A 19,598-nucleotide genomic window follows, 5' to 3' on the forward strand; every position below is an offset into this window, starting at 1 on the left:
TACCGACCAACCAGGTGGTTAGTCTGCAAGGAGACCCCATCCCGAGCAGGAGGCTGCCATGCAGTTGGCGCTGACACCCGAGGAAGCCGCCTTCCGCGACGAGCTTCGCAACTTCTATCGCACCGAGATCCCGGCCGAGATCCGCGAGCGGACCCGCATCGGCGCGGAGGCCAATCGCGAGGACATCGTCACCACCCACAAGATCCTCAACGACAACGGCCTGGCGGTACCCAACTGGCCGGTCGAATGGGGCGGCAAGGACTGGACCGCGACCCAGCAGCAGATCTGGCTCGACGAGATGCAACTGGCCAGCGTCCCCGAACCGCTGACCTTCAACGCGAACATGGTGGGACCGGTGATCGCCGAGTTCGGCTCCCAGGAGGTCAAGGAACGCTTCCTGCCGCCCACCGCCGCGCTGGACATCTGGTGGTGCCAGGGATTCTCCGAGCCCGAGGCCGGCTCGGACCTGGCCTCGCTGCGGACCACGGCGTTGCGCGACGGCGACAGCTACGTCGTCAACGGCCAGAAGACGTGGACGACGCTGGGTCAGTACGCCGACTGGATCTTCTGCCTGGTCCGCACAGACCCCCATGCACCGAAGAAGCAGGCGGGCATCTCGTTCCTGCTCATCGACATGAACGCTCCGGGCATCACGTTGCGGCCGATCAAACTGATCGACGGCAGCTCTGAGGTCAACGAGGTCTTCTTCGAAGACGTCCGGGTGCCCGCCGACCAACTCGTCGGCGAAGAGAATCAGGGCTGGACCTACGCGAAGTTCCTGCTGGGCAATGAGCGCAACGGCATCGCCCAGGTGGGCCGCACCAAGCTCCGCCTCGCCGAGATCAAACAGCGGGCACAGTCGACCGGCCTGATCGACGACCCGCTGTTCGCCGCACGACTGGCAGAGGCCGAGAACGACATCCTGGCGCTGGAACTGACCCAGATGCGGGTCGCCTCGGGCTCACAGGGCGGCAAGGCGAACCCCGCGTCGTCGGTGCTGAAGCTGCGCGGCAGCCAGCTGCAGCAGCTGGCGACCGAGTTGCTGTTGGAGGTCGCCGGACCTGACGCGTTGCCCTACGACGCCGACGGCGTCGCCTCCCCGCAGTGGGCGCAACACAGCGCGCCGCGCTACCTGAACTACCGCAAGACCTCGATCTACGGCGGCAGCAACGAAGTGCAGCGCACCATCATCGCGTCGACCATTCTCGGATTGTGAGGTAAACCATGGACTTTCAACTCAGTGAAGAGCAGGCCATGCTGCGCGACACCACCAGGAATGTGCTGTCGCGCACCTACGACCCCGAGAGCAGGCTCAAGGTCCTCGACAGCGACCTGGGCTGGAGCCGCGCCGTGTGGACCCAGCTGGCCGAGATCGGCATCCTCGGACTGGGATTCGAGGAGGACGCGGGCGGTCAGATCGAGGTTCTGGTGGTGGCCAACGAGATCGGTCGACGCCTGGCGCCCGAGCCGGTGGTGCACGCGGCGCTGGGCCCGGGCAGCCTGATCGCCGACGTGGGCACCGCGCAACAGCGCGCCCTGCTCGACGAGGTCGCCGCGGGCGAGCGGCTGCTGGCGTTCGCCCATTCGGAACCCGGAATGCGGCTGCCCACCGGGACACTGACGACAAGCGCTGCCCGCGAAGGCGATTCGTGGACGCTCAGCGGGCGCAAGAACCCGGTGCTGGCCGGGGACTGTGCTGACACCCTGGTGGTCAGCGCCGCCCTGCCCGACGGCGGCACCGGGTTGTTCCTGGTCGATGCTGCGGCCGTGAAGCGGCAGCCGTACCGCACCTTCGACGGTCAGCGTGGCGCGCAGATCGACCTCGACAACGTCGCCGCCGAACCCCTCGGCGAGCCGGCCGACGCCGGCGCCGCCATCGGCCGCGCGATGGTGCGGATCTCGTCGGCACTGTGCGCCGAAGCGCTCGGCGCGATGGAGGAAGCCCTGCGCCTGACGACGGAGTACCTGACCCAGCGCAAGCAGTTCGGTGTCACGCTGAGCAAGTTCCAGACCCTCACCCATCGCGCCGCCGACATGTACGTCTCCCTCGAGCTCGCCCGCAGCATGACGTTGTACGCGGCGATGTCGATCGCGGACGCTGATCTCGACGAGACCATCGCGGCACGGGCCAAGCTGCAGATCGGCCGCTCCGGGCGCCACATCAGCCAGGAGGCCATCCAGTTGCACGGCGGTATCGGGGTGACCGCCGAATACCCCGTCGGGCACTACGCCGCGCGCCTCACCGCGATCGAGCACACGCTCGGATCGTCGCAGGACCAGCTGCACGTGCTGATGGGTAAACTCGGGGACTATGAAGTCGTCACCGTCTGAGGCGATGTCCGGGCGTTAACGCCTGCCGCGGCGGATGCGATAGAACGGATGTAGGACCGCAACGAGCATCCAGATATCAGGCAGAAGGAGTGCACGATGCAGGTGAAGAGAGTTCTTGCCGCCGCCGCGATCACCGCAGGTCTCGGATCGGCCGGCCTGGGGTTCGCAGGCACCGCCGCCGCAGACGACCGTTGGTGGGCACCGAAGCCGCCGCCCCCGGGCCACGTCGGACAAATCGTCAACGTCCCGCCCGGTCACCTCGGTCAGATCGTCGGCGTGCCGCCGGGGCACTGGGACAAGCCGTGGAAGTGGGTCAAGTAGCCCCCACCGCCTAACTAAAGGCGCAGCGTGGTGCCGGTTTCAGCCTCGGCGAACTCCCAGAGCGCCCTGGCCGTGTCGTAGTCGCACGCGTTCGGGGTGCGCCCGCTCAGAGTCGGGCCGCCCTTGAACCCGAACCTGCCGTTGATGCCCACGTAGCTGCCCGGCGGAATCGGCTCCGAGATGCAGTACAGCGTGGGTGCTGCGCCGGCGTCGATGTCGTTGCCGATCTTGTTGGCGACGGCCTGGGCGGCCGAGTGCACGGCCGACATCACCCGGGTGTCGGAGATGTTGGTCAGGTTGGACGACACCCACCCCGGGTGGGTCAGCTGGGCGGTCACCGGTGACCCCGCCTCGCGCAGCCGCCGGTCGAGCTCCAAACCCCACAGCATCACCGCCAGTTTCGACCGGGCATAGGCCGGAAACGACGACCATTCCCGGGTGCGCAGGTGCGGGTCGTCGAGCGCGAGGTGCGCCCGCTTGTGGGCGTCGGACCCGACGTTGATGATCTGCGAACCCACCCGGTCGAACAGCAGGTTGGTCAACGCGAACGGGCCGAGGAAGTTGGTGCCGAGGGTGACCTCGAAACCGTCGACGGTCTCGGCCCGGGTCTGCGCGACCAACCCGGCGTTGTTGATCAGGATGTCGACGTCGCCGTCGAACAGGCCGGGGAAAGCGCGCACCGACGACTGGTCGGCGAGGTCGAGTTTCACCACCTCGGTGTCGCCGCCCATCTCGGCGGCGCGCTGCGCACCCAGGTCCAGGTTGCGAACCGCCAGGATCACGTGGGCGCCGGCACTGGCGAGAGCGCGTGCCGTCGCCAGTCCTACGCCGTTGGTCGCACCCGTCACGATGATGCGCTTGCCGCTGAGATTGCCGAGCCGGCTCGACGACCAGTCCGTAGTCACGCAGCGAGATTAGCCGGTGAGATCGTTGACATGACACATCCCGGCTGGTTGTCTACCGAGAAATGACAACAACTCAGGTCCAGATCGGTGAGCCGAACCGGCGCAGGCCGCGCAGTATCGGTGCTCACCCGCTCACCGCTTCGGTGAGTTCCGCCAGGCCGACGACACGGCACTGCGGCCGACTCGGTGTTTCCTCCGACAGAAACCAGCGCAGCCAGATCAGACCCTTGCGCCGTCCCGCGGTGGACACCCAGTTGGGATGGCCCGGATCCCGGTCACTGATCACGATCTTCCACGACCCGTCCGGTTCGTAGGTGACCTTGGAGCCGTTGATCGTGACACGTTCGTAGGTGTGATCGTAGGTGTGCAGGAAGGGATTCCACAGGCACAGGTTCCAGAACACACAGTCCGGTGAAGTGCCGGTCACCACCAGGGCCTGATCGGGCGCCAACTCGAAGGCGCCCATCGCGTAGGCGGCGTCGGCGGCCGACCAGCCGTAGGCGTTCTCGGGCACCGGGAACGGTTCCATGATCTCGTTGGGTGGGTCGATCCGGGTCGGTAGGAAAGAGACCTATTCCCGCAGCCACGTTCTGGCGGACTGCAGCGTGCGGGTGAGGTCCTCGGCGCTGTCGCGGCGGCGGGCGGGCGGGTCGACGGCCTCGAGCTTCCACACCGGGCGGCGGCCGGTTGCCGGTTCGTTGAGGTAGTCGCGGGTGAGCGCGAACTCGGCGTCCGGATCGAGCTGGAGCCACGCCCCGTCCCCGGGCTGCGGGCCGAGCATGAACTCGAAGTTGCCGGCACTGTCGAACTCCAGGTTGCGGTCGTTCATCGTCCCGACGATCCGGTTGCTGTACTGACCGTTGCCGGGGCCCCCGTAGACGGTCATGGACAGATAGACGGCGTCGCCCCGGTTTCCGGTGACCCGGTAGGTCCGGTTCGGGTCCAGCGGGGCGAGCTGGTAGTGGGCGTCGGAGTTGTCGCCACCCCATTTCAGATACGGGTCGATGACGTCGACCAGAATCGGGTTGTCCCGGTCTCCCCACACGTAGGCGTCGACGGTGACACGCAGCAGGCTGAACGTCAGCCGATAGGCATCGAGCAGGTCGGGTTCGTCCAGCGCCGGCTGCGTGGACAGCGCCTTCTGCTCGATGGCGCGGACCTCATCGAGCAGTTCGTTGAATGCCCGCGACAGCTCTGTCGTCTCGGTCATCGCTTTGCCTTCTTCCGGTTCGGGACTGCGTGGACCCCCTGGATCACCAAGGAGCACAGTCGTTCTGCGAGTTGCGTGGTGTTCGACCCAGCGTCCATGACCACCTGCGCCTGGTAGAAGGTCGTGCCGATCACCAGCTGGTAGAAGGCATCGACGTCGACTGCCGGGTCGACGACACCCTGCTCGATGCCGCTGCGCACCAGGGACCGGAAGTGCGCGACCGTCCGTTCGTCGAGCAGTTGCTGTGTGCGGATGTGCAACTCGGGGTCGCGCCGCCGTTCGGCCAGGATGCCGAGCGCGGCGGCCTCCACCACGGGGTCCCGCCAGAAGGTCAGCGCAGCGCAGACGAAGGTGCGCAGGTCGGTGTCGAAATCGCCCGATCGCGCCGGAAGTTCGTCGTCTCCCGGATGGCCGAACGCTGCGTCGAAGACCAGGTGGGCCTTCGACGGCCACCGCCGGTACACGGTCGGTCTGCTGACACCGGCCGCCTTGGCGATCGACTCGATGCTGATCTGTTCGTATCCGTCGGCGGCGAGCAGTTCGCGGGTGGCGGCCATGATGTCCCGGTCGGCACGCGGATCACGGGGACGACCCCGAACTCCCGATCCCTCGACGGACACCCGACTATCATTACACTACGTAACGTAAATAATGCAAAGGTCGCGGCTCAGTAGGCGTCGTGCAGACGCATCCACTCGTAGGGCGGCTGTTGGGGCCAGCCCTCGGGCGAGTCCTCCCAGCTCTCCTGCCGGCCGTAGGGCGTGAGGTCGAGCAGGTCGAACACCACCATGAACGGCTCCTCGCCGCGGTCGAACGTCTGCCAGGTGTGGAACACCCGGTCCCCGTCGCGCAGGAACACGCTGATCGAGTGGCGCTCCTCGCCGTCGACCGTGGTGTGGAAATCCTCGTTGAACGACGACCGCCCCGACGACACCCACGGCAGGTCCCATCCCATGCGGTCCTTGAACGCCACCAGCTTGCCCACCGGGTGCCCGCGACACCAGGACCAGCGACGTGTCCTTGGCGTAGAGGTGTGACAACGGGCCGATGTGATCGGCCATCATCGAGCAGCCCGAACAACCCTCGTCCCAGTCCGAGCCGAACATGAAGTGCTGCATGATCAGCTGGCTACGACCGTCGAACAGCTCGAGCAACGACCACGGCCCGGATTCGGTGTCGAACTCATACGGCGTCTCGATCGCCACCATCGGTAGCCGACGGCGGGCGGCGCTGACCGAGTCCTTGAGTCTGATCAGTTCCTTTTCCCGGACGAGCAGTTCAACGCGGGCAAGGTCCCACTCGGCGCGCGAGACGATCGGTGGCATGGCTTCGGCGGTCCCCATCCCCCGAGCATGCCACCAGGCCTCAGCCGAAGTCGCCGACCACCTCGGCGACCTGACGCACCTGGTCGATGTCCGAGCTCGTCGGGATCAGGTGCACCTCGTCGGTGCCGATGTCGGCGAACCGCTGCAGGACCGCGTGCAGCTGTTCCGCGGTCCCGCCCAGCCGGTGGTCGGAGCCATCGCGTCCACGATCTCGGCGGGGATCCAGTTCATGTAGCGCTGCAGGTGGCGGTGGACCTGGGCGCGAGGCTCGTCGCCGTCACCGACCGCGAACCAGAACGACGTCGCCAGGTGCGGTGCGGTCCTGCCTGCGTGCTGCCACGCGTCGCGTGCCACGTCGAACAACTCGTTCTGCTTGTCGACGTCCAGATCCAGGGTGGTTCCGGCGAGCCCGTCGGCCCAGCCGGCGGCGTGGCGCATCGTCTTCGGTCCCATCGTGCCCACCAGCAGCTTCGGCCCCCGCCTGCACAGGCGGCGGCCCCACCGGCAACGTCGACTCAGTCACCTTCTCGCCGGACCACACGCGTCTCATCACCGCCACCCGCTCGGCCATCTCGCGCATCGTCTGGGTCGCCGGGTCGGCCCCGGCGGCGCGGTAGTCCTCGTGCCGACCGCCCACACCGAGGCCGACGGTGAGTCGGCCGTCGCTGAGCATGTCCGTGGTGGCCAGCGCCTTGGCCAGCATCACGGGGTCGTGCAGCTGCGGGATCAGCACCGTGGTCACCAGCTGCACCCGGTCGGTCCAGGCCGCCACCGCCCCGAGCAGCGTGAGGCTCTCCGGATTGTCGAACGCCATCCGCTCGCCCCAGCACAGCGACGAGAACGGTCCGCTGTCCACGAGGTGCGCCCACGCTTTCAGCGTCACCGCATCGAGGTTGGGCTCCATCACCGGCAGGGTCATCCCGATACGCACGTCGGCGATTCTGACATGCCGGGCGAATCCGGCGCGGCTACCGACGGTGGTGGGTCGTCAGCGCGCCGGATCCGTGGCGGGCGGATCCTTCTGCGCGCGGATCGGATCGGTTCCCGGAGGCGCGAACAGCCCGCCCCGCAGCCCCCCGCCGAACGTCCGCACCGCCACCAGACACCAGGTGGCCAACAACCCGATGTAGGCGACGGCGGCGGCGACCCGGAACACCGGCAGCTCGGTGTGCACGGCCAGCTGCGTCGTGCCGGTGACGAAGGTGCCGACCGGGAACGTCAGGCTCCACCACGTCAGCGCAAACGGCATACCCCGGCGCAGCGTGCGCACGGTCAGCGAGGTGGCCAACCCGATCCACAGCACGGCAAAACCCCACACCGGAACGCCGTAGAGGATCGCGAACACGCTCATCCCGTCGGCGACCTGCTGGTCGACGGCCAGCGCCGCGTCGGTGGCCAGAAGGCCTGCCACGGTGATCGATTGGCCCAGCGGGCCCAGGACGATCCACAGCGTGGGCACCCGCGCGGTACCGGAGGTGCCGAAGTGCGCCAGCCGGCTCCAGATGATCGTGATGATGATCAGCGACGCCACCAGCGACAGCCCGAACATCGCGTAGCAGCCGTAGAACATCGTGGTGCGGCCCGTCCCCGGCGCCATGTGCGGGATCAGCATCGCGCCCGTCGCGGCGGACACCATGGGCGGTACAACCGGCATCAGCCATCCGCCGAACGCGGCATCGGGTTCGACCCGGTACTGCGTGAACATCATAAAGGGGATGCTCATCGCGGTGAACAGCCCGCCGAGAGTCCCTGCGGTCCACAACACCCAGGCCAGGTCCACTGCCGCGCGTTCGCCGATCAGGTCCCTGCCCACCAGCAGTGCCCCGGCGCCGACGGTGAGCAGCGCCATCGGAGCAGCCCCGTAGAAGTGCGCCATCTGCGGGTTACGGACGTGGCTGCGCGCCACGGTGGGGTTGCGCACCCAGTGGGCGATCATCGCGAGGATGAGCAGCACCAGCCACAACGCCGAGGCCACCCACACCCCCAGCGCGAAAGTCCGCAGGCCGGGGACGTGCACCGGCAGCGTCGCGCCTGCCGTGGCCACGATGCCCGTGCCCATCACCGACGCGAACCAGTTCGGCCCGAGGTAACTGAGTGGGGTGGGCCGGTCCCTGGTCATCTCGCCGGTCATGCAGGCAAGTATGGCGGTAGCACCCGCACGATCGAGGGCACTTGGCAGCAGGGGGGTTATCCCTCGCCGGAATCTGAGGAAAACGCTGTGTCGCTGCCGCGGGCAGGTCCATCGGTTGGAGTCCATGGCCGCTATTGCTGACATGGACGCAGTCACCGCCCCCGGTCCCGCCGTCCCGCCGTCCCGCACGAGCCGACCGTGGCCGAGCCACCACGGCCCCGCGCCCTCGGCCTGGTACCGACCGCATCGATGATCACCGGCGGCGCGCTCGGCTCGGTCTGGTTCTGGATCCCGTTGGGGATCGTCGTCATCGGCATCTCCTCGATCCCCAGCATCATCGGCTTCGTCGTCGCCGGCGTGGTCTTCATCTACCTGATGCGTGGCGTCGATCAGATCGAGCGGGTGCGCAGCGAAGCCGTGTTCGGCATGGGCATCGGGGTTCCGCCACGGCGGCTGTCGCCGCACACCGGCTTCCAACGATGGGCCCACCAGCTGTGGCTGGACCTGAGCAGCACCCGGTTTTGGAAGGCAGTGGCCCACCACTACCTGCGGATGATCTACGACATCCTGGTCACCGGGCTGGCTCTGGCGCTGCTGGTGTTCGCCTTCCTCGCTCCGGCCGCCGCGATCGCCATCGACAACAGCGACGCCGATGCCGGCCTGGCATTCGTTCCCGCTCCGCTGGCCCGGCTGTTGGCGGTGGTGGCGCTCGCCGCGGCGGTCGTGCTGCTGGTGTTCGCGCCGGCGCTGGACGCGACGATCGACCGCTGGCTGCTGTCCCCGTCACCGACGGCCGCGCTGCAACATCAGGTCAGTGCGCTCGCCGACGCGCGGCAGGGCGCGGTGACGTCAGCGCAGACCGAACGGCATCGCATCGAACGCGATCTGCACGACAGCGTGCAGCCGCGGCTGGTGTCGCTGGCGATGACGATCCGTCTGGCCCAGACCAAGCTCGACACCGATCCACCCGCGGCCAAGGCATTGATCGCCGAAGCGCACGACGACGCGAAGAGCGCTCTGGTGGAACTCCGCAACGTGGTTCGCGGTATCGCCCCGACCATCCTGTCCGACCGCGGTCTGGACGCCGCGCTGTCGGCGGTGGTCCAGCGCGCGACGAATGCGGGTGTCCCGACGACGCTGAGCGTGCATCTGCCGCGCCGGCTACCGGATGAAGTCGAGGCGTGCGCCTACTTCGTCGTCGCCGAGGCCCTGACCAATGTCACCCGACATTCCGGCGCTTCCCATGCGGCGGTGACCGTGCGCCTCGACGAAGCCGCGAACCGGTTGTACGTCAAGGTGTTCGACGACGGCCGTGGAGGCGCGTGGATCACCGACGACGAGAATGCGACCGGGCTGCGGGGCCTCGACGAACGGGTGCGCGCGGCCCGCGGCACGTTCTCGGTGGCCAGCCCGGTCACCGGACCCACCGTCGTCACCGCGGTGCTGCCATGCGCATAGTGATCGCCGAGGACTCCGCGCTGCTGCGCGCCGGTATCGAACGGATTCTGACCGACGCCGGGCACCACGTGGTCGCCGGGGTCCCCGACGCGACCGACCTGCTGCGCCTGGTCAACGAGGAACGGACCGACCTGGCGATCCTCGACGTGCGAATGCCGCCGACGTTCACCGACGAAGGGATCAGGGCCGCCGCCCTGCTCCGCAGCCAGAACCCGGAGTCACCGGTGCTGGTGTTGTCCCACTACGTCGAGGAGCGCTACGCCGCAGAGCTGATCGCCTCGGACACGAAAGGGTTCGGATACCTCCTGAAAGACCGGGTGGCCGATGTCCCCGCGTTCCTCGATGCCGTGGCGGTCGTAGGCGCCGGCGGCACCGTGCTCGACCCCGAAGTCGTCTCCCAGATCCTGGTCCGCTCGCACCGCAACAACACCCTTGACGCGCTGACCGCGTGAGCGTGAGGTCCTGCAGTTGATGGCCGAGGGCAGGACCAACTCCGCCATCGCGATGGCACTGCACATGTCGGTGGGCTCGGCGGAAAAGCACATCGCCTCGATCTTCACCAAGCTGGACCTCGCACCCGACGAGAGCGAAAACCGCCGCGTCCTCGCGGTGCTGCGGTACCTCGAATCCTGAAGCAGTGAAAGGACTCTGACGTGACGACCACCCTCGCTCCACCACCCGAACCGACATCACCTCCCCCGCCGCTCTCCCCCGGCGGACGCACCGCTGTCCGAGCCGTGTTGATGATCGCCGCCGCGGTTCTCGTCATCGGACTGGTCGTCACGCTGTCCACGCTCGCCTGGGGGGTGAGCACCTTCCGGGTCGTCACCGACTCCTCGGCGCTGCCGGCCACGCTGCGCTCCGTGGCGATCGACACCGGTTCTGTTCCGGTGGCGATCCGCATCACCAGTGACCGCGAGGCGCGCGGGCCCAGAGTGGACATGCGAATGGTGAACTCCACCCGTGCGGGCTCGGTCCACTGTCGGTCAACACCGATGAACTCACCGCGCGGGTGACGATCGACGCCGAGGACTCACCGATCCTGGATTGGGGAAGAGCATCGGAGATCACCCTGGTGCTGCCGCCCGAGGTCGCGCGCCGCATGACGGTGACCACCCAGCAGCAGATGGGCCCGGTGCTCGCCCAGGCCGATGTCGACCAATTGATCTCGCGGACCGGCGAAGGGGCTGTCGTTCTCAGTGGCTCGGCCAACCACATCGACATCACGAACGAGAACGGCGACGTCCACACCCGCGAACCCATCGAGGTGTCCGACTCGTTCCGGGTGGTGACCCGCGACGGGGACGTCAGCGTCGACTTCACTGCGGCACCAGAGACGATCGACGCCGAATCGGCCACCGGGGACATCGTTCTCGCGCTGCCGAGGCCGGGCCCCTACAGCGTCGATGCGACGACCGGGCAGCGCTGGGGCACCACGGCGGTGCGAGTCCCGCAGACCCGGGACCCGCAGAATGCGGCGTCGGTGGTGACGGTCCGCTCGGACACCGGCGACGTGATCGTGGAGGAGCTGCGTTAGTCGCCGGCGTCGGGCGGCGCCGCCGCGAGCCCGATGGTCAGCTTCTCGATGATCGAGGCGACGGGCGCGGATTCGGCCTGCCGATATCCCGTGCCCGCCCACACGTTGACCGCCTGCGGATCCCCGGCACGCACCGCCGCTGCCCGCACCGGACTGGTCAGGTAGTGAACCTCGGGATACCCGAACGGTGCCAGGGGTTCGTGCTCCTCGACGAACCGGTTGCGCAAACCGCGCGCGTAGCGGCCGGAAAATGACCGTGTGACAACGGTTTCGGTGAACTGGGAGTCCCGCAGCGCCGCGCGGTGCACCGCACTGCTGCCGGCTTCGTCGGCGAGCAGGAATGCGGTGCCCAGCTGGGCGGCCACCGCTCCCGCCTGCAGCACCCGGCGAACGTCGCCGGCGCCCATCAGCCCGCCGGCGGCGATGACAGGGATGTCGAGATCCGCGACGATCCTGGCCACCAGCACGTCGAGCGTCTCGTCCGACGGTGCCGCAGTCGCGTCGAACGTGCCGCGGTGCCCACCCGCCGAGGGACCCTGCGCGACGACGGCGTCGACGCCGCACTCCGCGGCGAGCCTCGCCTCGGTCATGGTGGTCACGGTGCCGATGGTGCCGATACCGGCATCGGTGAGTCGCCGCCGTTCTTCGGCGCTCGGCAGCCCGAAGGTGAACGACACCACCGCCGGCCGCAACTGCAGCAGTACCTCGATCTTGGCGGCCCAGCTGTCGTCATCGAAGCGCGGCTCGCCCAGGCTGACGCCGTAGCGCTGCGCCTCGGCGGCCAACGAATCGGCGTACGCGCCGATGGCCGCGGGGGTGGCCGCACTGGGCTGAGGCACGAACAGATTGGCACCGACCGGCCCGGTGGTCAGTCGTCCCGCGGCCTCCAGTCGCTCGGCGAACACCTCCGCTGTCAGATATCCTGCGGGCACGAACCCCAACCCGCCCGCATCGGCACCCGCCCCGGCCAACTCCGGAGTGGACGGTCCGCCCGCCATCGGGGCGATCAGAACCGGCACCGCAAGATCGCGAACGTCGAACATCGCACCCTCCTTGGAAGCCATGACTAACCGACCGAGTGCCCCCGCGCCTCTTCCTGGCTTCGGTAGTCGTCAGCCAGGACGCACACGTGTTCGGGTAGTGCACCGGCGACGACATCGGCGAGGCTGGTCTGTTCCAGTACCGAACGCATGCTCGCCCGCAGGGCTCGCCACACGTCCGTCAGCGCCGCTGTGGGACCGGAGTACGGCAGGTCACCCAGGCCGATGTCACGGACGCTGGCCAGCGGCCCGTCGATGCACCGCAGCACGTCGGCGATGCTGATGTCGCCGGCCGGCCGGGCGAGCTCGTAGCCGCCCTCCCTGCCGCGATGGCTCCGCACCAGACGATCGGTGCGCAGGTCGGACAGGATGTCGACAAGGAACTGCGGCGGGATCCCCTGGGCCTTGGCCAGGTCGTCGGTCTTGACGACGGTGCCGTCGCCGACCGTGGCCAGCTGGACCATGGCCCGGACGGCATATTCCGCCTTGGCCGACATCCGCATAGGCCCAGGCTAGTCGGGTATGTCCGCCGATCCCGCAACCACCACGGCAAACAGGTCGGCCAGCGCCGCCAGGCTGGCCGCCTGCATCGCCGACGCCGGGACGGGATCGCCCTCGAGGCCGGGCAGCGCCCGAGTCGCGGTGGCACCGGACACGACCGTCGGCGCGTAGCCCAGGTTGAACGCGCCGCGGGCGGTGGAGTTCACACACATGTGCGTCATGAATCCGGCCAGGACCAGGTGCGACGCGTCGACCGTCTTGAGCAGTCCGTCGAGCTCGGTCTTGACGAACGAATTCGGATAGTTTTTGATGACTACCGGTTCTGCGTCCCGCGGCGCCACCTGCGCGACGATCGCTCCGCTCTCGCCGTCGACATCGTAGAGCGAGCCGGGCCCGTCGTCGTGCTGGATGTGGATGACGGGGATACCTGCCGTACGCGCCCGCTCGAGCAGGGCCGCGGCTTCGTCGAGGGCCGGTTGGACCCCCTCGAGTTCCATCACCCCGTGGGTGTAGGTGTTCTGGCAGTCGATCAGGATGAGCGCCGAATCGGCCAGGCTGACCGGGGCGAGCGGCAGGCCTGCCATCGCGCGCAGAGTATTGGGATCAGACACGGTCCCAGCCTACTGGTGACCACCGGCAGGATTCGGCGGTTCAGCGGGCGGTGACCGCCAGCACCGCGTCGGCGAGTTCGGGACGGCACACGATCAGGTCGGGAAGTTTCGAGTCCCGCTGGTTGTACCGCAGCGTGGAACCGTCGATCCGCGAGGTGTGCAGCCCAGCGGCCCGGGCCACGGCCACCGGTGCCGCGGAGTCCCACTCGTACTGCCCACCGGCATGGACGTAGACATCCGAGAGCCCCTGCACCACGGACGCCACTTTTGCTCCGGCCGAACCCATCTCGACGAGCATGCCGCCGAGCGCCTCACGAACCTCGAGCGCGACGGCGGGTGGGCGGGTCCGCGAGACCACGATCCGCGGCACCGCGGGGGCCGGCGGCGGGCCGGCCACCGTCGGGGTGGCCAGCGTGATGTCCTGCGCCGGCAGTGCGACCGCGCCGGCGATCAGTTCGCCGCCGTCGCCGTGGCGCTGCCAGAGCGCCACGTGCACCGCCCAGTCTGTCAGGCCGAGCTCGGAGAACTCCCGGGTACCGTCGAGCGGGTCGACGATCCAGACCCGTTCGGCGCCGAGCCGCACCGGATCGTCGACACCCTCTTCGGAGAGCACCGCGTCATCGGGTCGCTCGTCAGCCAGCGCCGCCATCAGGAAGTCATGCGAGCGCTTGTCCCCCGCCGCCTTCCTCTCCTCGGCGGTGGCTTCCGCCAGTTCCTGCCGGACATCGAGCAGTAGCGCACCGGCCTCGGTGGCCAGCCGGGCGGCGAGCTCGTGGTCGGTCACGCCCGGCCCTCGAGCATCTCGATCACCGCGACCGCCAGCTCGTCGGGGGTGCGGTCCGGGGTGAGCCGCAGATCCGGGCTCTTCGGCCGCTGATACGGACTGTCGACACCGGTGAAGTGGGTGATCTCACCGGCACGCGCCTTGGCGTACAACCCCTTCGGGTCGCGCCTCTCGCAATCCTCCAGCGGCGTGTCGCAGAACACCTCGTAGAAGTCGACACCGGCTTCGGTGGCCACCGTGCGCGCCAGCTCACGGTGCTCGGCCAGCGGGCTGATCGCCGGTACCAGCACCACCTGACCGGAGTCGGCGAGGATCGCGGCCACGTGCGCCAACCTGCGGAGGTTCTCCGACCGGTCGGCCATCGAGAAGCCGAGGTCCGCGTTGAGACCGTGACGCAGGTTGTCGCCGTCGAGAACGTAAGCGGGAATCCCCTTTTCGAGCAATTTCTGCTCGACGAGCATGGCCACCGAGGACTTGCCCGAGCCGGACAGGCCGGTGAACCACACCGTGCGCCCCTTGGTCAGCCGGTCCTCGGCGGTGCACAGCGACTCGTGGCGGACCGTGTTCGGGCTGGCAGTGCGTACCGTGCCGTCGCGCAGCACCATGCCCGCGGCCACGGTCCCATTGGTGTTCGGGTCGATCAGGATGAACGAGCCGGTGGTCGCGTTGCGGCTGTACTCGTCGAGCAGCAGCGGCACCTGGGTGCGCAGCGAAACCCGGCCCAGCTCATTGAGTTTGAGCGCTGTCGCCGACTTGTCGCGATGCAGGGTGTTGACATCGAGGCGGTAGTCCAGACCCGTCACCTTGACCCGGGTGGTGCGGGTGTTGTGCTTGATCAGGTAGTCGCGGCCGGGTTCCAGCGACGCGCCGTCGGCCATCCAGCACACGGTGGCGTCGAAGTCCTGCGAAACCCTGGGCTGATTGTTCGGACGCGCGATCAGGTCACCGCGAGAGATGTCGATGTCGTCGGTCAGGCTGACCGACACCGCCATCGGCGGGAACGCCTCTTCGATTGGGCCGCCCGGGCTTTCGATCGAGGCGATGTTGGTCGTCTTGCCGGTGGGCAGCACCACGACCTCGTCACCGACCCGCATCACCCCGCTGGCCAGCGTGCCCGCGTAGCTGCGGTGATCATGGTGATCCCGGGTCTGCGGGCGGATCACGTACTGCACCGGGAACCGGACGTCGACGAGGTTGCGGTCGCCGGCGATATACACCTCTTCGAGGTGAGTGAGCAGCGACGGCCCTTCGTACCACGGTGTCACGTCGGACTTGGTGACCACGTTGTCGCCGTTGAGCGCCGACAGCGGGATGGTCGTCACGTCATGGACATCCAGGCGCGCGGCGAAGTCGTGGAACTCGTTGCGGATCGACTCGAAACGCTCCTCGTCCCAGTCGACCAGATCCATCTTGTTGACTGCCAGCACGACATGCTGGATGCCGAGCAACGAGGCCAGGAATGCATGCCGCCGCGACTGCTCGAGCAGCCCGTGGCGGGCATCGACAAGCACGATGGCCAGCTGCGCGGTCGACGTTCCGGTGACCATGTTGCGGGTGTACTGGATGTGGCCCGGGGTGTCGGCGATGATGAATTTCCGCTTGGCCGTGGCGAAATAGCGGTAGGCGACATCGATGGTGATGCCCTGCTCACGCTCGGCCCGCAGGCCGTCGGTCACCAGCGCCAGGTCGGTGTAGTCGTGCCCGCGCTCCTTGGAGGTGCGCTCGACAGCCGCGAGCTGGTCCTCCATGACTGCCTTGGAGTCGAAGAGCAACCGGCCGATCAGCGTGGACTTGCCGTCGTCGACCGAACCGGCGGTCGCGATGCGAAGTAACGTCGCCATGTTTAATTCCCCCGTCGCTTCGCTCGCCTTGGCATCAGAAATACCCCTCTCGCTTGCGATCTTCCATGCCCGCCTCGGAGATCCGATCGTCTGCGCGGGTGGCGCCACGTTCGGTCAACCGCGAGATGGCGGTCTCGGCGATGACCTCGGCGACGGTGGCCGCCGTCGACTCAACGCAGCCGGTGCAGGTGACGTCGCCGACGGTGCGGAACCGCATGGTCTTCTCGATGATCGGCTCGTCCTCACGAGGCTGCAGATACTGGTGGACGGCCAGCAGCATGCCGTCACGCTCGAACACCTTGCGCTGATGGGCGTAGTAGATCGACGGCAGCTTGATCTTCTCGGCGCCGATGTAGGACCAGATGTCGAACTCGGTCCAGTTGGACAACGGGAACACCCTGATGTGCTCACCCTTATGGTGACGACCGTTGTAGATGTTCCACAGCTCCGGGCGCTGAGCCTTGGGATCCCACTGGCCGAACTCGTCGCGGAAGGAGAAGACCCGCTCCTTGGCCCTGGCCTTCTCCTCGTCGCGACGGGCACCGCCGAACGCGGCGTCGAACTTGTTCTCGCGGATGGCGCGCAACAACGTGAAGGTCTGCATCGGATTGCGCGACGGGGTGGTTTCGACCACCCGGCCGGCGTCGATGTCGTCCTGCACCTTGGCGACCACCAGCCGCACGCCGGACTCCGCGACCAGCTCGTCACGGGCGGCCAGCACCTCGTCGAAGTTGTGGCCGGTGTCGACGTGCATCACCGGGAACGGCAACCGGCCGGGCCGGAAGGCCTTGATCGCGAGATGCAACATGACGATCGAGTCCTTGCCACCTGAGAACAGCAGGACCGGCCGCTCGAACTCAGCGGCCACCTCCCTGATGATGTGGATGGCCTCGGCCTCCAACGCTCGCAGGTGGCTCAGTTCGTACCGGCCGGCGTTCTGGGTGAGCTCGTCGTCGGTGACCGTCATCGCATCTCCATAAAGTCGGTAGATATGACCAACTTAGCAATCATGCCCTGGAATCTAGCGATCTGCCGCGGGTGCTGTCAACGTCGAGCAGTCCGCAGCCGTCGCGCAGGCACGCCCAAATCCGACCTCTGCAGCAGAACTGCGAGTGACGGCCTGCAAAAGTCGGGTCTCGGCGTGCTCAGGGTCGCGCTGTCTAGGCGCTAGGCACCGCCGACGTTCATCGGGACGGAGTTGCCGGCAGTGCATTGCCGGGCAGCCGCACGGTGAATTCCGTTCTGCCCGGGACGCTGTGCACCGCGATCGTGCCGCCGTGTGCCCGCACCACCGCATCGGCGATCGCCAGGCCGAGCCCGGTGCTGCCGCCACGTCGCGAACGCGAGGAGTCGCCACGGGCGAACCGCTCGAACACATCGGGTTGCAGCCAGGCCGGGACACCGGGCCCGTCGTCCAGGACGGTCAACACCACGTCGGCCCGGTCGCTGACGGCCAGCGATGTGGTGACAGCGGTGCCCGGCGGGGTGTGAGTGCGCGCATTGGCCAGCAGGTTGGCCAGCACCTGGTGCAGACGCGCCTCGTCTCCGGCGACCATCACCGGTTCGTCGGGCAGGTCCAGCTCCCACGCGTGGTCGGGTCCGGCGATGTGCGCGTCGCTGACCGCGTCCACGACGAGGCGGGTCAGGTCGACGGCATCCCGCTGCAGGGGTCGTCCGGTGTCCAGGCGGGCCAGCAGCAGCAGGTCCTCGACGAGGTTGGTCATCCGCTCGGTCTCGGATTCGACGCGGCTCATCGCGTGGGCGACGTCGTCGGGCAGCTCACTCTGCTTGCGTTGGGCCAGTTCGGTATAGCCGCGGATGGCCGCCAGGGGCGTACGCAACTCATGGCTGGCGTCGGCGACGAACTGCCGCACCCGGGTCTCGCTGGCCTGGCGCGCCGACAGCGCCCCGGCGATACGGTCGAGCATCCGGTTCAGCGCGCCGGAGAGCTGGCCGATCTCGGTGTGCGCGGCGGCCGGATCGACCTTGACGATCGGTGTCGGCAACCGCACCTCACCTCGGTCCAGCTCCAGATCGGCGACCTGCTGGGCGGCCGCCGACACCCGCGCGAGCGGTTCGAGCTGGCGCCGGACGATGACGATGCCCGCGGTCGCCGCGGCCAGTAGGGCGACGGCGCCGACCACACAGAAGATGACGAACACCCAGAGCAGGGTCTCGTCGACGTCGGCGGTGGGCAGGCCGGTGACGATGGCCTGACCCGGGTGGTGAGCGGGCGAGCTCACCACCCGATAACGGCCGAGCCCCTCGATGTCGACCGTCCTGGGACGCATGTCGACGGGAATCTCGGCGAGTTGCTGGGCGGCGGCCGGGGAGATCGCGGCGCGGGATCCGTCGGCGGTGATGACGCCGGCGTCCAGCACGGAACCGTGGGACACGACCGCGCCGACCGTGCGGATCGCCTGGCCCGGTGCGTTGAGGAAGGCCGGACCCATCTCGTCGGCGTCGCGGATGACCACGCGTGGTGCGGCGCCGGGCGGCCGGGGCAGGTCGGGCTGCCGCATCATGGGCGGGCCCATACCGGGTGGTGGCCGTCCGAAGTCGAAGATCATCGCCGAGCGTCTGGCGGCCTCCACCACCTGCTCGTCGAGCTGGTTCATCAAGAAGCGTTGCAGCGCAAACTCGGTGGCGATGCCGATGCCCGCACACACCGCCGCCAACAGCACGACCTGGGTGACCAGCAGGCGCGTCCGCAGCGACCAGCTGCGCGGAGCGTGCCAGCCCGCCCGCGCAGTTTCAGCGCGCGGGCTTGAGGACATAGCCCGCACCCCGCAACGTGTGGATCATCGGTTCCCGTCCGCTGTCGATCTTCTTGCGCAGGTAGGACACGTACAGCTCGACGATGTTCGACCGCCCGCCGAAGTCGTAGCTCCACACCCGATCGAGGATCTGCGCCTTGCTCAGCACCCGTTTGGCGTTGCGCATCATGAACCGCAACAGTTCGAACTCCGTCGCGGTCAGTGAGATGACGTCTCCGGCGCGGGTCACCTCGTGGCTGTCTTCATCGAGCACGAGGTCTCCGACGACGATCTTGGCCCCGCCGCCCTCGGTGGTCACGCCGGTGCGTCGCAGCAGAGCACGCAGCCGCAGCACCACCTCTTCGAGGCTGAACGGTTTGGTCACGTAGTCGTCACCGCCGGCGGTCAGGCCCGCGATCCGATCCTCGACCGAGTCCTTGGCGGTGAGCAGCAGCAGCGGCAGGCCCGGGATCTGCTCACGCAGCTTGCGCAGCACCTCCAGCCCGCTCATGTCGGGCAGCATCACGTCGAGTACGACCACGTCCGGCGGGGTCTCCTTGGCCAGTGCGATCGCCGTGGCACCGTCGCCGGCGGTCACGATCTCCCAGCCCTCGTAGCGCAGCGCCATCGACACCAGCTCGGCGAGCACGGGTTCGTCGTCGACGACGAGGACGTGGATGGGACGGCCGTCAGCGCGGCGCATCACCACCCGGGCACCGTCGGCGTCGGAGACAGGCGTGTCGGCCACTGACCCATTATGTGCCCGGGGGCTATGCGAACTCTGTGCCGCTGCTATGCGCAGGCTGTGAACATCGCCCTGCGTTCGGCGCCGATCAGCCACGCCGAG

At 68.1% G+C, this 19,598-nt stretch carries 19 protein-coding genes and 3 pseudogenes; 7 read left to right on the forward strand and 15 right to left on the reverse strand.

Translation table 11 applies throughout. The annotated features are described in order from the left end of the window. Positions 1–58 precede the first annotated feature (58 nt). From WA944_RS11625 to WA944_RS11635, 3 genes are all read left to right on the forward strand, one after another. Positions 59–1,216 carry an acyl-CoA dehydrogenase family protein gene (locus WA944_RS11625; RefSeq protein WP_526370023.1) on the forward strand — a complete coding sequence of 386 codons (1,158 nt, stop codon included), beginning with the start codon at positions 59–61 and terminating at the stop codon, positions 1,214–1,216. Between the two features lie 8 nt (positions 1,217–1,224). Next, positions 1,225–2,331: an acyl-CoA dehydrogenase family protein gene (locus WA944_RS11630; RefSeq protein WP_526370002.1), complete on the forward strand. Its 1,107-nt coding sequence runs from the start codon at positions 1,225–1,227 to the stop codon at positions 2,329–2,331. A 96-nt stretch (positions 2,332–2,427) separates the two neighbouring features. Further along, entirely contained in the window at positions 2,428–2,652 is a 225-nt protein-coding gene (locus WA944_RS11635) for a hypothetical protein (RefSeq protein WP_526370004.1), read from the forward strand. A gap of 14 nt (positions 2,653–2,666) precedes the next feature. Here WA944_RS11635 and WA944_RS11640 read toward each other — a convergent pair whose 3' ends face one another. The 7 genes and pseudogenes from WA944_RS11640 to WA944_RS11670 form a co-directional block, all read right to left on the reverse strand. After that, on the reverse strand, positions 2,667–3,557 hold the full coding sequence (locus WA944_RS11640; protein ID WP_526609923.1) for an SDR family NAD(P)-dependent oxidoreductase: 891 nt from the start codon (positions 3,555–3,557) through the stop codon (positions 2,667–2,669). A 124-nt stretch (positions 3,558–3,681) separates the two neighbouring features. Further along, complete coding sequence (locus WA944_RS11645) at positions 3,682–4,086, reverse strand: DUF1214 domain-containing protein (protein ID WP_526370006.1); 405 nt, start codon at positions 4,084–4,086, stop codon at positions 3,682–3,684. Between the two features lie 42 nt (positions 4,087–4,128). Beyond that, the gene (locus tag WA944_RS11650) at positions 4,129–4,767 is read right to left on the reverse strand and encodes a hypothetical protein (RefSeq protein ID WP_526370008.1); all 639 of its coding nucleotides are present in this window, start codon (positions 4,765–4,767) and stop codon (positions 4,129–4,131) included. Continuing rightward, positions 4,764–5,387, reverse strand: a complete 624-nt coding sequence (locus WA944_RS11655) for a TetR/AcrR family transcriptional regulator (protein ID WP_526370010.1) — start codon at positions 5,385–5,387, stop codon at positions 4,764–4,766. Before WA944_RS11655 ends, WA944_RS11650 begins: the two co-directional genes overlap by 4 nt. A gap of 47 nt (positions 5,388–5,434) precedes the next feature. Further along, positions 5,435–6,110, reverse strand: a pseudogene (locus tag WA944_RS11660) (DUF899 domain-containing protein). Between the two features lie 22 nt (positions 6,111–6,132). Next, positions 6,133–7,011, reverse strand: a pseudogene (locus WA944_RS11665) (LLM class flavin-dependent oxidoreductase). A gap of 69 nt (positions 7,012–7,080) precedes the next feature. Beyond that, positions 7,081–8,223: a TDT family transporter gene (locus tag WA944_RS11670; RefSeq protein WP_526370012.1), complete on the reverse strand. Its 1,143-nt coding sequence runs from the start codon at positions 8,221–8,223 to the stop codon at positions 7,081–7,083. Between the two features lie 249 nt (positions 8,224–8,472). Between WA944_RS11670 and WA944_RS11675 the strand changes: the two genes are divergently transcribed. The 4 genes and pseudogenes from WA944_RS11675 to WA944_RS11690 all read left to right on the forward strand — a co-directional run bounded on the left by WA944_RS11675 (position 8,473) and on the right by WA944_RS11690 (position 11,218). Continuing rightward, the gene (locus tag WA944_RS11675; protein WP_526609928.1) at positions 8,473–9,681 is read left to right on the forward strand and encodes a sensor histidine kinase; all 1,209 of its coding nucleotides are present in this window, start codon (positions 8,473–8,475) and stop codon (positions 9,679–9,681) included. Further along, positions 9,672–10,314 (forward strand): annotated as a pseudogene (locus WA944_RS11680) (response regulator transcription factor). Before WA944_RS11675 ends, WA944_RS11680 begins: the two are co-directional and overlap by 10 nt. A gap of 20 nt (positions 10,315–10,334) precedes the next feature. Continuing rightward, positions 10,335–10,697, forward strand: coding sequence for a hypothetical protein (locus WA944_RS11685; protein WP_526370014.1), 363 nt, complete (start codon positions 10,335–10,337; stop codon positions 10,695–10,697). Continuing rightward, positions 10,694–11,218, forward strand: a complete 525-nt coding sequence (locus tag WA944_RS11690; RefSeq protein WP_526370015.1) for a DUF4097 family beta strand repeat-containing protein — start codon at positions 10,694–10,696, stop codon at positions 11,216–11,218. Before WA944_RS11685 ends, WA944_RS11690 begins: the two co-directional genes overlap by 4 nt. On the opposite strand, the gene WA944_RS11695 is transcribed toward WA944_RS11690, so the two are convergent. The 8 genes from WA944_RS11695 to WA944_RS11730 form a co-directional block, all read right to left on the reverse strand. Further along, positions 11,215–12,261 (reverse strand): nitronate monooxygenase, encoded by a 1,047-nt coding sequence (locus WA944_RS11695; protein ID WP_526609919.1) that lies wholly within the window; start codon positions 12,259–12,261, stop codon positions 11,215–11,217. The genes WA944_RS11690 and WA944_RS11695 overlap by 4 nt on opposite strands. A gap of 23 nt (positions 12,262–12,284) precedes the next feature. After that, positions 12,285–12,761 (reverse strand): Rrf2 family transcriptional regulator, encoded by a 477-nt coding sequence (locus WA944_RS11700; protein WP_163893545.1) that lies wholly within the window; start codon positions 12,759–12,761, stop codon positions 12,285–12,287. A 9-nt stretch (positions 12,762–12,770) separates the two neighbouring features. Continuing rightward, entirely contained in the window at positions 12,771–13,370 is a 600-nt protein-coding gene (locus WA944_RS11705) for a cysteine hydrolase family protein (RefSeq protein ID WP_526370019.1), read from the reverse strand. A gap of 40 nt (positions 13,371–13,410) precedes the next feature. Beyond that, positions 13,411–14,154 (reverse strand): 3'(2'),5'-bisphosphate nucleotidase CysQ, encoded by a 744-nt coding sequence (locus WA944_RS11710; RefSeq protein ID WP_526609917.1) that lies wholly within the window; start codon positions 14,152–14,154, stop codon positions 13,411–13,413. Beyond that, positions 14,151–16,037 (reverse strand): sulfate adenylyltransferase subunit CysN, encoded by a 1,887-nt coding sequence (gene cysN, locus WA944_RS11715; RefSeq protein ID WP_526609926.1) that lies wholly within the window; start codon positions 16,035–16,037, stop codon positions 14,151–14,153. The genes WA944_RS11710 and cysN overlap by 4 nt, the downstream gene beginning before the upstream one ends. Continuing rightward, on the reverse strand, positions 16,030–16,962 hold the full coding sequence (gene cysD / locus WA944_RS11720; protein ID WP_526373911.1) for a sulfate adenylyltransferase subunit CysD: 933 nt from the start codon (positions 16,960–16,962) through the stop codon (positions 16,030–16,032). The genes cysN and cysD overlap by 8 nt, the downstream gene beginning before the upstream one ends. Positions 16,963–17,179: 217 nt before the next feature. Further along, a complete protein-coding gene (locus tag WA944_RS11725) occupies positions 17,180–18,772 on the reverse strand; it encodes a sensor histidine kinase (RefSeq protein WP_526373910.1) in 1,593 nt (530 codons plus the stop codon). Next, complete coding sequence (locus WA944_RS11730) at positions 18,750–19,454, reverse strand: response regulator transcription factor (RefSeq protein WP_526646972.1); 705 nt, start codon at positions 19,452–19,454, stop codon at positions 18,750–18,752. Before WA944_RS11730 ends, WA944_RS11725 begins: the two co-directional genes overlap by 23 nt. Positions 19,455–19,598: the final 144 nt, after the last annotated feature.

The sequence above is a fragment of the Mycobacterium sp. genome (genome assembly GCF_049683355.1).
Taxonomy (GTDB): domain Bacteria; phylum Actinomycetota; class Actinomycetes; order Mycobacteriales; family Mycobacteriaceae; genus Mycobacterium.

Coding starts and splice junctions, on each gene's coding strand:
- WA944_RS11625 (WP_526370023.1), top strand. CDS start 59: ATGCAGTTGGCGCTGACACCCGAGGAAGCCGCCTTCCGCGACGAGCTT.
- WA944_RS11630 (WP_526370002.1), top strand. CDS start 1,225: ATGGACTTTCAACTCAGTGAAGAGCAGGCCATGCTGCGCGACACCACC.
- WA944_RS11635 (WP_526370004.1), top strand. CDS start 2,428: ATGCAGGTGAAGAGAGTTCTTGCCGCCGCCGCGATCACCGCAGGTCTC.
- WA944_RS11645 (WP_526370006.1), bottom strand. CDS start 4,086: ATGGAACCGTTCCCGGTGCCCGAGAACGCCTACGGCTGGTCGGCCGCC.
- WA944_RS11650 (WP_526370008.1), bottom strand. CDS start 4,767: ATGACCGAGACGACAGAGCTGTCGCGGGCATTCAACGAACTGCTCGAT.
- WA944_RS11670 (WP_526370012.1), bottom strand. CDS start 8,223: ATGACCGGCGAGATGACCAGGGACCGGCCCACCCCACTCAGTTACCTC.
- WA944_RS11675 (WP_526609928.1), top strand. CDS start 8,473: ATGATCACCGGCGGCGCGCTCGGCTCGGTCTGGTTCTGGATCCCGTTG.
- WA944_RS11695 (WP_526609919.1), bottom strand. CDS start 12,261: ATGTTCGACGTTCGCGATCTTGCGGTGCCGGTTCTGATCGCCCCGATG.
- WA944_RS11700 (WP_163893545.1), bottom strand. CDS start 12,761: ATGCGGATGTCGGCCAAGGCGGAATATGCCGTCCGGGCCATGGTCCAG.
- cysD (WP_526373911.1), bottom strand. CDS start 16,962: ATGACGGTCACCGACGACGAGCTCACCCAGAACGCCGGCCGGTACGAA.
- WA944_RS11725 (WP_526373910.1), bottom strand. CDS start 18,772: ATGTCCTCAAGCCCGCGCGCTGAAACTGCGCGGGCGGGCTGGCACGCT.
- WA944_RS11730 (WP_526646972.1), bottom strand. CDS start 19,454: ATGCGCCGCGCTGACGGCCGTCCCATCCACGTCCTCGTCGTCGACGAC.